The sequence below is a fragment of the Paenibacillus mucilaginosus 3016 genome, from assembly GCF_000250655.1.
Taxonomy (GTDB): domain Bacteria; phylum Bacillota; class Bacilli; order Paenibacillales; family NBRC-103111; genus Paenibacillus_G; species Paenibacillus_G mucilaginosus.
On sequence record NC_016935.1, the window covers coordinates 8,326,755 to 8,338,355 of the forward strand.

General features: G+C 56.1%; 11 protein-coding genes and 1 rRNA gene. All 12 read right to left on the bottom strand.

Annotation, left to right across the window (positions count from 1 at the left end; translation table 11 throughout):
• Positions 1-260 precede the first annotated feature (260 nt).
• Positions 261-1,797 (bottom strand): 16S ribosomal RNA (locus tag PM3016_RS34810).
• Between the two features lie 365 nt (positions 1,798-2,162).
• Complete coding sequence (gene lysS, locus PM3016_RS34815; protein ID WP_014372573.1) at positions 2,163-3,659, bottom strand: lysine--tRNA ligase; 1,497 nt, start codon at positions 3,657-3,659, stop codon at positions 2,163-2,165.
• A gap of 75 nt (positions 3,660-3,734) precedes the next feature.
• Positions 3,735-4,211: a transcription elongation factor GreA gene (greA, locus tag PM3016_RS34820; protein WP_013921199.1), complete on the bottom strand. Its 477-nt coding sequence runs from the start codon at positions 4,209-4,211 to the stop codon at positions 3,735-3,737.
• 199 nt (positions 4,212-4,410) lie between these two features.
• Entirely contained in the window at positions 4,411-5,403 is a 993-nt protein-coding gene (gene dusB, locus PM3016_RS34825) for a tRNA dihydrouridine synthase DusB (protein ID WP_013921200.1), read from the bottom strand.
• Positions 5,404-5,438: 35 nt separating this feature from the next.
• Positions 5,439-5,669 carry a helix-turn-helix domain-containing protein gene (locus PM3016_RS34830; RefSeq protein WP_013921201.1) on the bottom strand — a complete coding sequence of 77 codons (231 nt, stop codon included), beginning with the start codon at positions 5,667-5,669 and terminating at the stop codon, positions 5,439-5,441.
• Positions 5,651-6,184: a 2-amino-4-hydroxy-6-hydroxymethyldihydropteridine diphosphokinase gene (folK, locus tag PM3016_RS34835; protein WP_013921202.1), complete on the bottom strand. Its 534-nt coding sequence runs from the start codon at positions 6,182-6,184 to the stop codon at positions 5,651-5,653. The genes PM3016_RS34830 and folK overlap by 19 nt, the downstream gene beginning before the upstream one ends.
• Positions 6,185-6,547, bottom strand: a complete 363-nt coding sequence (gene folB, locus PM3016_RS34840) for a dihydroneopterin aldolase (protein WP_013921203.1) — start codon at positions 6,545-6,547, stop codon at positions 6,185-6,187. It abuts the gene before it with no gap.
• Positions 6,548-6,588: 41 nt separating this feature from the next.
• Entirely contained in the window at positions 6,589-7,440 is an 852-nt protein-coding gene (folP, locus tag PM3016_RS34845; protein ID WP_013921204.1) for a dihydropteroate synthase, read from the bottom strand.
• A 31-nt stretch (positions 7,441-7,471) separates the two neighbouring features.
• Positions 7,472-8,359, bottom strand: a complete 888-nt coding sequence (locus tag PM3016_RS34850; protein WP_014372575.1) for an aminotransferase class IV — start codon at positions 8,357-8,359, stop codon at positions 7,472-7,474.
• The gene (gene pabA / locus PM3016_RS34855) at positions 8,356-8,937 is read right to left on the bottom strand and encodes an aminodeoxychorismate/anthranilate synthase component II (RefSeq protein WP_013921206.1); all 582 of its coding nucleotides are present in this window, start codon (positions 8,935-8,937) and stop codon (positions 8,356-8,358) included. Before pabA ends, PM3016_RS34850 begins: the two co-directional genes overlap by 4 nt.
• A 3-nt stretch (positions 8,938-8,940) precedes the next feature.
• Complete coding sequence (locus tag PM3016_RS34860) at positions 8,941-10,491, bottom strand: anthranilate synthase component I family protein (protein ID WP_013921207.1); 1,551 nt, start codon at positions 10,489-10,491, stop codon at positions 8,941-8,943.
• A 111-nt stretch (positions 10,492-10,602) separates the two neighbouring features.
• Positions 10,603-11,544 (bottom strand): cysteine synthase A, encoded by a 942-nt coding sequence (cysK, locus tag PM3016_RS34865; RefSeq protein ID WP_013921208.1) that lies wholly within the window; start codon positions 11,542-11,544, stop codon positions 10,603-10,605.
• Positions 11,545-11,601 lie beyond the last annotated feature (57 nt).

The window sequence follows — 11,601 nt, forward strand, 5'->3', positions numbered from 1 at the left end:
TTCGAAACATTGGATGTTTCAGCTTTATTTGCTTTGTTTCGCTATCCAGTTTTCAAGGAACAAACCATGTTCACCGCCGTTTCACTGGCAGGAACGTTATCTTAGCATGGCGCCGCGGCCGATACAAGTATCAGCTTTTGACAGCCTAGCCAAGTTTGAAAGGCATTGCACCTTTCAAAACTGAACACGAGTGAGTGTCCGCAGCTCAAGGGCTGCTATAAGATTTGTCCGCCACCCTGCAGGTGACATGGACTCCATAGAAAGGAGGTGATCCAGCCGCACCTTCCGATACGGCTACCTTGTTACGACTTCACCCCAATCATCTACCCCACCTTCGACGGCTGGCCCCCTTGCGGGTTACCCCACCGGCTTCGGGTGTTGTAAACTCTCGTGGTGTGACGGGCGGTGTGTACAAGACCCGGGAACGTATTCACCGCGGCATGCTGATCCGCGATTACTAGCAATTCCGACTTCATGCAGGCGAGTTGCAGCCTGCAATCCGAACTGAGACCGGCTTCTAAGGATTCGCTCCATCTCGCGACTTCGCTTCCCGTTGTACCGGCCATTGTAGTACGTGTGTAGCCCAGGTCATAAGGGGCATGATGATTTGACGTCATCCCCACCTTCCTCCGGTTTGTCACCGGCAGTCACTCTAGAGTGCCCAACTCAATGCTGGCAACTAAAGTCAAGGGTTGCGCTCGTTGCGGGACTTAACCCAACATCTCACGACACGAGCTGACGACAACCATGCACCACCTGTCACCTCTGTCCCGAAGGAGGACCCTATCTCTAGGGCTTTCAGAGGGATGTCAAGACCTGGTAAGGTTCTTCGCGTTGCTTCGAATTAAACCACATACTCCACTGCTTGTGCGGGTCCCCGTCAATTCCTTTGAGTTTCACTCTTGCGAGCGTACTCCCCAGGCGGAGTGCTTATTGTGTTTACTTCGGCACCAAGGGTATCGAAACCCCTAACACCTAGCACTCATCGTTTACGGCGTGGACTACCAGGGTATCTAATCCTGTTTGCTCCCCACGCTTTCGCGCCTCAGCGTCAGTTACAGTCCAGAAAGCCGCCTTCGCCACTGGTGTTCCTCCACATCTCTACGCATTTCACCGCTACACGTGGAATTCCGCTTTCCTCTCCTGCACTCAAGTCTTCCAGTTTCCGGTGCGAACCGGGGTTGAGCCCCGGGCTTAAACACCAGACTTAAAAGACCGCCTGCGCGCGCTTTACGCCCAATAATTCCGGACAACGCTTGCCCCCTACGTATTACCGCGGCTGCTGGCACGTAGTTAGCCGGGGCTTTCTTCTCAGGTACCGTCATTCGCAGAGCAGTTACTCTCCACGACGTTCTTCCCTGGCAACAGAGCTTTACGATCCGAAAACCTTCATCACTCACGCGGCGTTGCTCCGTCAGGCTTGCGCCCATTGCGGAAGATTCCCTACTGCTGCCTCCCGTAGGAGTCTGGGCCGTGTCTCAGTCCCAGTGTGGCCGATCACCCTCTCAGGTCGGCTACGCATCGTCGCCTTGGTGGGCCGTTACCCCGCCAACTAGCTAATGCGCCGCAGGCCCATCCGTAAGCCACAGGTTGCCCCGTGTTTCATGATTCCGGCATGCACCGAAACCAGCTATCCGGTCTTAGCTACCGTTTCCGGTAGTTATCCCGATCTTACAGGCAGGTTGCCTACGTGTTACTCACCCGTCCGCCGCTAAGCACCGAAGTGCTCCGCTCGACTTGCATGTATTAGGCACGCCGCCAGCGTTCGTCCTGAGCCAGGATCAAACTCTCCATTAAAGAAAAGCTGATGACTCATTTTGAAGCTTGGCAGAAACTCATCGCTGAGTCTCTGTATTTAACACTCACTCGTTGTTCAGTTTTCAAAGGGCAATTCAATTCTTAGTGCTCCGATCAGCTTACTTGTATCTCGGAAGCAACTTTTACATCCTATCACATCAAGCGCTTTAAAGTCAAGCAGTTATTTTTTCGAGCCGGTTCACCGATAACTGGTAGAACCCGCACTGCTTGTCCTTGAAGTATACGCTCGAAAGCGACAAGAAGTAATATAGCATGACGGCGGGTTAAAAAGCAAGCCCCCCAGGCTTACTTCTGAAATCAAATAAAAAAGCGCCCCATTCCAGGGGCGCCTTCCGGTAACTCCGTTATTCTCCCTGACGCTCACGCATCAGAGGGAAGAGCAGTACGTCGCGAATCGACGGGGCATCTGTAAGCAGCATGACCAGCCGGTCGATGCCGATGCCAAGTCCGCCTGTAGGCGGCATACCGTATTCCAGGGCACGGACGAAATCTTCATCCATCTCATGCGCCTCGTCATTGCCCTGCTCGCGTTCCACAAGCTGCGCGGCAAAACGCTCCCGCTGGTCGATCGGATCGTTCAGCTCCGTGAAGGCATTCGCATGCTCACGCGCCACGATAAAGAGCTCGAAGCGGTCCGTGAAACGCGGATCGGCGTCACTCTTTTTGGCCAATGGTGAGATTGCCACCGGATGACCCGTGATGAACGTCGGCTGAATCAGTGTCTCCTCGACGAACGTCTCGAAGAACTGGTTCACAATATGGCCGAAGGTCATGGTAGGCTCTACAGGAACCTTATGCTCTTTGGCCAGACGGTGTGCTTCCTCGTCGCTCATCTGCACGCTGAAATCAACGCCTACCACTTCCTTAATCGCATCGACCATCGTCACACGGCGCCACTGTGGAGCCAGGTTGACCTCATGGCCCTGGTACATAATCGTTGTAGTGCCGAGCACTTCCTGAGCGATATGCGCGATCATTTCCTCCGTCAGCTTCATGATATCCTTATAATCGGCATACGCCTCATACAGCTCAATCATCGTGAATTCCGGATTGTGACGCGTGGAAATTCCCTCATTACGGTAAACACGGCCGATCTCATACACCTTCTCCATGCCGCCGACAATCAGGCGCTTCAGGTGCAGCTCGATGGCAATACGCATATACAACTGCATATCCAGCGCATTATGATGCGTAATGAACGGACGGGCGGCAGCACCGCCGGCAATCGCATGCAGAGTAGGCGTCTCCACCTCAAGATAGCCGAGGGCATCCAGGTAGCGGCGCATCGATTGAATGATCTTCGAACGGGCGATGAACGTCTGCTGAACATCCTGATTCATAATCAGGTCGACGTAGCGCTGGCGGTAACGAAGCTCCACGTCCTTCAAGCCATGGTACTTCTCCGGCAGAGGAAGCAGCGATTTGGAAAGAACGACGACAGAAGAGGCCTTCACGGAAAGCTCTCCCGTCTTCGTCTTGAATACCGTTCCCCGAATACCGATAATATCCCCGATGTCGAGCAGGTCATAGGCTTTGTAAGGAGTCTCCCCTACAGCGTCCGCACGCACATAGATCTGGATCTTACCTGTAATGTCCTGCAGGTGGGCAAATCCGGCCTTCCCCATCTCCCGCTTCTGCATAATCCGGCCGGCAATGCTGACCTCTGCCTTGAGCTCGTCCAGTTCTTCTTTGGACTTCTCTTCATAGGCCTTGGTAATCTCGGCGGCGTGGTGTGTTCTTTCGTACTTTTGACCGAACGGATCGATTCCCATAGATCTCAGCTCGTCCAGCTTGCCGCGTCGAATTTGAAGCAGTTCGTTCAATTCCAGTTCAACACTCATGTTTACAACTCCTTGATTATCTTCCTTCTGATAGTACAAAAAAGCCTCCAGAGGAAGCTTTTTGCTGCCAAATGATTACTTCTTGATTTCGAGGATCTCGTATTGAATCACACCGGCAGGTACGTTGACATCCACTACGGAGCCTTTGCGTTTGCCGAGAATGGCCTTGCCCACAGGGCTTTCATTGGAAATCTTGTTCTGGAACGGGTCGGACTCCGCTGTACCCACAATCGAATATTCCACGATATCGCCGAACTCCAGGTCCTTCAGAATTACGATGGACCCAACGCCTACGGTATCGGTATCGACTTCATCGCTGTTGATAATGCGGGCGTTACGCAGCATCTTCTCGAGCGTGATGATCCGTCCTTCCACAAAGGCCTGCTCATTCTTCGCATCTTCGTACTCGGAGTTCTCGCTGATATCTCCGTAGCCGATGGCGATCTTGATCCGCTCCGCCACTTCACGGCGTTTCACCGATTTGAGATGCTCCAGCTCTTCCTCGAGCTTTTTCAAACCTTCCTGCGTGAGAATGACTTCTTTTTCGCTCATTGCTACATATCTCCCGTCGTGTGAAAGATTTTCATATTCGAGCTCATCCGTTATGAATTCACTGTTAATAAGGTATATGAATGAACTGCAGATCCATGCATGGACCTGCGGGAAAAAGCGAGTTCGCCAAAGACTATTGACTGATTATATTTCAAGCCCCATCAAATGTCAATGTAAGCCATTTCGCTCCCAATTCCTGCTATTGCGCCGCAATCTCAGGCTCATCCAGGTTGGAAATATAGTCATTCAGCAGCTCGATCATCGCATCGCGCTTGGTCTGTTCCATGATCGCATCCTTGACGCGGGCTCCGCCGCGAAGACCCTTGAGATACCAGGCGAGATGCTTGCGCATCTCCTTCACAGCCACCGCCTCGCCCTTCAATGCCGTCAGGCGGTCCAGGTGAAGAATGGCAATCTGGATCTTCTCGTGAGGACTAGGCTCTGGAGGAAGCTCCCCGTTGGTGAGATACTGAATGGTGCGGTACAGCATCCAAGGGTTGCCCAGTGCCGCCCGTCCGATCATTACGCCATCGACGCCGGTCGTATCCAGCATGCGCTTGGCGTCCTCCGGCGTAAAGACATCTCCATTGCCGATCACCGGAATGGAGACGGACTCTTTGACTTCCTTAATGATATCCCAGTTCGCGTGGCCGGTATACATCTGAACCCGCGTACGGCCATGCACGGCCACGGCCGCCCCGCCGCCGTTCTCCACCGCTTTGGCGTTCTGGACGGCGTACACGTGATCGTCATCCCAGCCGATGCGCATCTTGACAGTCAGCGGCTTCGATACGGCCTTGGAGACCGTAGAGACCATCTGTTCGATCTTACCGGGATCAAGCAGCCAGCGGGCTCCGGCATCGCACTTGGTGATCTTAGGTACGGGACAGCCCATGTTGATATCGATGATATCCGCATTGGTGTGCTGGTCGACATACTTGGCCGCCTCCACCAGCGTCTCCGTATCCCCGCCGAAGATCTGCAGGGACAGCGGCTTCTCCCGCTCATCCACATAGAGCATCTCGAGCGTACGGTGGTTGCCGTGAAGAATTGCCTTGTCGCTGACCATCTCGGCACAGACCAAGCCGCAGCCGAATTCTTTGGCGATCAAACGGAAAGCCGGATTACAGACACCGGCCATCGGTGCAAGGACTACTTTGTTCGGGGCTGTAACCCCGCCTATGGTAAGCATATGCGTTCACACTCTTTCGTTGCCGAAGGCGCGGCTCACGAGCTGTGGCGGGAGGAACTTCCGGATGCCGCCATCAGTTCTTCCGGCTCGATGCCGAGCGCGTCGGATATTTTGCGTATAATCTTGGGGTCGGGTTTACGGGTACCGCGTTCGATGGAGCCGAGGATGGCAATGGACACATCCAGCCGGTCCGCCAGCTCATTCTGAGTGAAACCTTTCAATTTGCGAAAAGCGCGGATGCGCTGGGCTACTGCATTCTTTTCCATAACGTAACGCCTTCCTTTCCTGAAAGCCGCCGAAGATGATCTTCGAGGGCCCCTGCCTGCTGCGGATTCTGAGCCTTCATCACCTCGATGAGCGGAATGAGCACGAAGGCACGTTCCATCATGCGGGGATGCGGCAGAATCAGACGGGGATCCTCTTGAGTGCGGCTTCCGTAGAGCAACAGATCGAGATCGATGGTTCTTGGCCCCCATCGCACCTCCCGCTTGCGCCCCAGGTGCTGCTCGGCACCCAGCATCTGCGCAAACAAATCCTCCGGCGACAGCGTCGTTCCGACTGCCGCCACCATGTTCAGGAACGGGTCCTGATCGACATAGCCGACCGGATCCGTCTCATAGAAGGAGGACAAGCCGAGGATGCGGATCTCCGGATGCTCTTCCAGCATGCGGAGCGCCTCCTTCAGGTACTGCTCCCGGTCGCCCAGGTTGGAGCCGAGGCCGATATAAGCCACCGCCAGATCTTCCTGCGAATGTATATCCGCCTTCTCTTCGTTCATCATCTATGCCCGCTTTCTGTGAATCTCCACGGTAACACCTTCAAAATGGATGGGGGCCGGCGGGTGCGGTTTCTGCACGCGCACGGTAATTTCATTTATACTAGTATAAGTTCGAAGCACCTCGGATGCAATACGCTCCGCGAGCGCCTCGATTAATTTGAAGGTCTCGCCCTCCACGATCCCCTTGATGGTATCATGTACGGCAGCGTAATTCACGGTATCCTCCAAGGCATCCGAGCGCCCCGGTTGATCCAGAGCCATATACAGCTCTGTATCCACATGATAGCGCGCCCCGAGCTTGTTTTCTTCCGGAAATACTCCATGATAGCCATAAAAGGCCATCCCCTTCATCACGATCCGGTCCATCCCTTCTCCCCCTTCACAGGAAACTCTGCAGCCCCGGCTGCTTATCTCTGCCTGATGATTGCATCGGTCATATCCGCCACCCGGCGCATGGCACGTACATCATGCACCCGCATAATCCGGCAGCCTTGGGCAACCCCAAGGGCGACCGTAGCAGCGGTTCCTTCCACTACGTCGTGCGGTGGAAGCTGCAGCGTCTGGTGGATCATCCGCTTGCGCGACGTGCCGAGAAGCACCGGAAAGCCGAGCCCGACAATACGCTCCAGGTGGTTCATCAGCTGAAGGTTCTGCTCGTACGTCTTGGCAAAACCGATCCCCGGATCGAGAATGATCTGCTCCTCCGCAATCCCTGCGGCCCTCGCCCGTTCCACGGTCCGCTGCAGATCGTCCACTACGTCCTGGATAAAGTTAGCATACACCGGCTCGGTCCGATTATGCATCAGCACGATAGGAGCCGCATATTCGGCGGCTACCCGGGCCATAGCCTCATCCCTTTGGAGGCCCCAAATATCATTAAGCCAAGTGGCCCCGGCCTCCAAAGCCTGCCGGGCCGTCTCCGCCTTGTATGTATCAATGGAGATAGGAACCTTAATGCCCGCCTCCCGGATTGCACGAATGGCAGGCAGCACACGCCGCAGCTCTTCCTCCAGCGGAACCGGTGCGAAGCCGGGTCTTGTCGACTCGCCGCCGATATCCAGGATATCGGCTCCTTCTTCCAGCATCTGCTTCGCCCGTTCCACGGCAGACGCCGGGTCGATATACCGTCCCCCGTCCGAGAACGAATCCGGGGTGACATTCAGGATTCCCATAATAAGGGTACGCTTATCCCTGCCCGGAAATTCACGCTCCAAGACGGATGTTGTATCGCTGCTGCGTCCACGCTCTGAAGTCTCCATGATGCCTTTTCACACTCCTCTAGCCTTCTGCCTATCGCTTCATTTGCTCTCCAACGGCGGCTTGGCGGTATGCCAGAAGCAGCCTCTCCGTCACCGGTCCGATGCAGCCGCCGCCGATCCCGGACTGCCCGCCCTGCCCGTCCCATAGAACGGTGACCGGGACAATCTCCTGGATCGAATTCGTAAGGAATGCCTCGTCCGCCTGCTGCAGATCTTCCCAATCGTAAAACCCTTCATGGACCGGTATCCCAAGCTCCCCGGCAAGCGAGAGCACGAAACGGCGGGTAATGCCGCAGAGGAGCCCGGTCTCCGGCGCAGGCGTATGGATTGCACCCTTACGTACAAAAAAGACATTGCTGACAATGCCTTCGCATAATCGTCCCTGGCCGTCCAGGAACAGCCCTTCCGCACTCCGCGCCCACGGATACTTCCTCATCTCCTGCTTCGCAAGGATGTTGTTCATATAGTGAAGCGACTTCAGCCGAGTCCGCCCTTCCGGTGTGCTCCGGGGCAGGGCTAGCCGCTGAAGTCCCCGGCCGCTCCGGTATACCTCCGGATCGGCAGGAGGCAGCGGCTTGGCGTACAGCACTTCGGTCAGCTGCCCGTACGGCTCTGCGGGCAGACCGAGCGCACCGCTGCCCGCCGTGACCGTGTACCGGAAATACGCATCTTCCAGACCGCTGTCTTCCAGGATCCGGGCGATCCGCCGCCGCAGTCCCCCAGGGTCCGGCACGAAGGCCATATCAAGCTCCGCACAGCCGGCCGCCAGCCGCTCCAGATGCCATTCGAGCAGGAAAGGACGGCCGCCGTAGGTGCGGAAGGTCTCGAACAGGCCCATGCCGTAAAGAAAACCGTGGTCGTATACAGAGACCACGGCCTGTCCTTCTTCTATGAGCTGTCCGTTCAGATCGATCTTCACACGCGTTCTCCCGCGGACGACTTCAGGAAGTTGCGCAGCATCTGATGACCATGGTCCGTGATGATCGACTCCGGATGGAACTGAACGCCTTCGATCGGATACTCCTTGTGCCGCAGGCCCATGATCTCTCCTTCGGCCGTCTCGGCTGTAATCTCCAGACAGTCAGGAAGCGTCTCCCGCTTGACGATCAGAGAGTGATATCTTGTAGCGATAAATGGGGAAGGCAGACCTTCGAACACGGATTTGCCGTCATGGAAAATCTCCGATGTCTTGCCGTGCATCAGCTTCTCCGCCCGGACCACATCGCCGCCGAAGACTTGTCCGATCGACTGATGTCCGAGGCAGACGCCGAGAATCGGAATGCGCCCCTTGAAGTGCTCGATCAGACTGAGCGAAATCCCCGCTTCATTGGGCGTGCAGGGACCGGGTGAGATCAGCAGATGATCGGGATTCAGCGCTTCGATCCCAGCGAGATCAATCTCATCATTGCGGCGGACTTCCACCTGTTCCCCAAGCTCTCCCAAATACTGCACCAGGTTGTACGTAAACGAGTCGTAATTGTCGATTACCAGAATCATCGCTTAACCCCTCCTGCGGGCTACCGGCTCCGCTTCACTGTATTGGATCGCTTTCCACATCGCTTTGGCTTTGTTGATGGACTCCATATATTCTTTTTCCGGAATCGAATCGATCACGATGCCTGCTCCCGCCTGCACATAACCGGTACCTTCCGCTACAACCAAGGTTCGTATAATAATATTAAATTCCATATCGCCGTTATAGTCAATCCACCCAATGGACCCCGTATAAGGGCCCCGGCGCACGGGTTCCAATTCCTCGATAATCTCCATGGTGCGAATCTTCGGCGCCCCCGTGATGGTTCCTCCCGGGAAGGCCGCCCCAATGACGTCGAACGCATCCTTGCCCTGAGCCAGTTCACCTTCGACCTCAGAGACAATATGCATCACATGAGAGTAATACTCGATCACCATAAAATCCGATACCCGGACCGTCCCGTACTTGGAGATCCTGCCCAGGTCGTTACGCTCCAGATCCACGAGCATGATATGCTCAGCCCGTTCCTTCTCATGATGAATCAGCTCATCAGCGAGGCGACGGTCTTCCTCCGGGCTGGCCCCCCGTGGGCGCGTTCCCGCAATCGGACGCGTGCGCACCGTTCCCCGCTCGAGCTGAACCAGCAGCTCCGGAGAGCCGGAGACGAGCTGGAAGTCGGCGAAGCGCAGCATGCCCATATACGGCGACGGATTCACCAGGCGGAGCCACTCGTAGATCTCTTCAGGCGTGGACTCGAGCTTCTTATGCTGGCGCACGGACAGATTCACCTGGAACACATCGCCGGCCCCGATGTAATCCCGAATCCGGCGGACAGCCTCCACATAAGCTTCGCGGGGAAAATCGGCCTGGATGCCGGGAATCGCATCCACATCGATCTGCAGAAGATCCCGGCTCATCCGCTCCTTCTTCTCCGCGAGCTCGCCTGCCAGAGCCTGATCTTGATTGGAGGCCATGAGTCCGTTCCACAGCTCGTACATCCGCTCGGCCGACGCAGCCGCTTCTGCGTACTTCCGGTTCAGGAGCTCCTGATCACCCTGATCCGGTGCGTACACCGACACCGCGCAGAACAGCTCACTCTGCTGGTGATCGATGATCCACAGCTCGTCCACCCGGACGAAGGCATAATCCGGCAGGGGCAGGTCCGCGGCAGCCTGTACGGGCAGACGCTCAATCGTACGGATCACATCATACCCCCAAAAGCCTACGCAGCCCCCGGTCCATTTGGGTGCGCCGTCCACGTAAGGAGCCCTGTAGGGAGCCATCCACCGTTTGACCGCTTCGAGCGGCGGCAGACTGCCCCGCTCCACCACCCCTTCCGGTCCCGAGATGACCATATCAAGTCCTCTTCCCCGGATCTCCGAGCGGGGCTGCAGGCCCAGGAACGTATACCGTCCCCCCTTGCCGCTCTCGAGCACGAAGGAGCCGGGAGCCGCCTGCTCCCAAGCCCCAAGCCATGACGCCGGACGGGTTTCTTCGAGTGCATACCTGCGGATGTAAGGAAGCACGGTGTAGGCTCCCGCCCACTGCTGCCACTGCTCCAAAGATGTGAGAATCATTCCGCTGCGCCTCCGTTTCCACGTTACCAAGATGTTGGGTTAAGTATACTTGAAAACGCCCATGAAAAAAAGGGCCTGCTCCACCGGAGAGCAGACCCTTCTCTTAAAATATTATTGATCTTCGAATTGGTAGAGCGGCGTGGACAGATAGCGCTCGCCGTTGGATGGTACCACGGCGACAACACGCTTGCCTGCGCCAAGCTCCTTGGCTACCTTCAATGCCGCGAAGATGGCCGCACCGGAAGAGATCCCGCCCAGAATACCTTCTTCCTTCGCCACACGGCGGGAGGTTTCGAATGCATCCTCGTTATCTACCGCAATGATACCGTCATAGATATTCGTATTCAGGATATCCGGCACGAAGCCGGCGCCGATGCCCTGAATCTTGTGAGGACCCGGCTTGCCGCCGGAGAGAACCGGCGAAGCGGATGGCTCTACCGCGTAGACCTTGATGCCAGGGAAGTTCTCTTTGAGCACCGTGCCGGCACCCGTGATCGTTCCGCCTGTTCCGATCCCCGCGATGAACGCATCCAGCTGGCCATCGTGTTCTTTGATCGCTTCCACGATCTCAGGGCCTGTCGTCTCGAGGTGGACTTTCACGTTCGCCTGGTTCTTGAACTGCTGCGGCATGAAATAGCCAGGGTTCTCGGCCAGAATCTCTTCGGCACGCTTGATCGCGCCCTTCATGCCTTCAGCTCCCGGGGTCAGCACCAGCTGGGCGCCATAAGCGCGAAGCAGGTTCCGGCGCTCCATGGACATGGTCTCCGGCATAACGAGAATTGCTTTGTATCCTTTGGCAGCAGCCACCATGGCCAGACCGATCCCTGTGTTGCCGCTGGTCGGTTCAACGATCGTATCGCCCGGTTTGATGATGCCTTCCTGCTCCGCTACGTTGATCATGGAGATGGCAATCCGGTCTTTTACGCTGGCGCCCGGGTTCTGGAACTCCAACTTCACGTACACTTCCGCGCTGCCTTCCGGTACGACGCGGTTCAGCTTCACGAGCGGCGTATCCCCAATCAGTTGCGTGATGTTTTGAACTAGTCTGGCCATTCGGTTCTCCTCCTCAAGATCACAAAAAGTCCTCTAAAATATCCGAGTAAATTGCTA

Excerpts from the sequence above, each read along its gene's own strand:
- lysS (WP_014372573.1), bottom strand. The coding sequence starts at position 3,659 with ATGAGTGTTGAACTGGAATTGAACGAACTGCTTCAAATTCGACGCGGC.
- dusB (WP_013921200.1), bottom strand. The coding sequence starts at position 5,403 with ATGCTTACCATAGGCGGGGTTACAGCCCCGAACAAAGTAGTCCTTGCA.
- PM3016_RS34830 (WP_013921201.1), bottom strand. The coding sequence starts at position 5,669 with ATGGAAAAGAATGCAGTAGCCCAGCGCATCCGCGCTTTTCGCAAATTG.
- folB (WP_013921203.1), bottom strand. The coding sequence starts at position 6,547 with ATGGACCGGATCGTGATGAAGGGGATGGCCTTTTATGGCTATCATGGA.
- folK (WP_013921202.1), bottom strand. The coding sequence starts at position 6,184 with ATGATGAACGAAGAGAAGGCGGATATACATTCGCAGGAAGATCTGGCG.
- cysK (WP_013921208.1), bottom strand. The coding sequence starts at position 11,544 with ATGGCCAGACTAGTTCAAAACATCACGCAACTGATTGGGGATACGCCG.
- greA (WP_013921199.1), bottom strand. The coding sequence starts at position 4,211 with ATGAGCGAAAAAGAAGTCATTCTCACGCAGGAAGGTTTGAAAAAGCTC.
- pabA (WP_013921206.1), bottom strand. The coding sequence starts at position 8,937 with ATGATTCTGGTAATCGACAATTACGACTCGTTTACGTACAACCTGGTG.
- PM3016_RS34860 (WP_013921207.1), bottom strand. The coding sequence starts at position 10,491 with ATGATTCTCACATCTTTGGAGCAGTGGCAGCAGTGGGCGGGAGCCTAC.
- folP (WP_013921204.1), bottom strand. The coding sequence starts at position 7,440 with ATGGAGACTTCAGAGCGTGGACGCAGCAGCGATACAACATCCGTCTTG.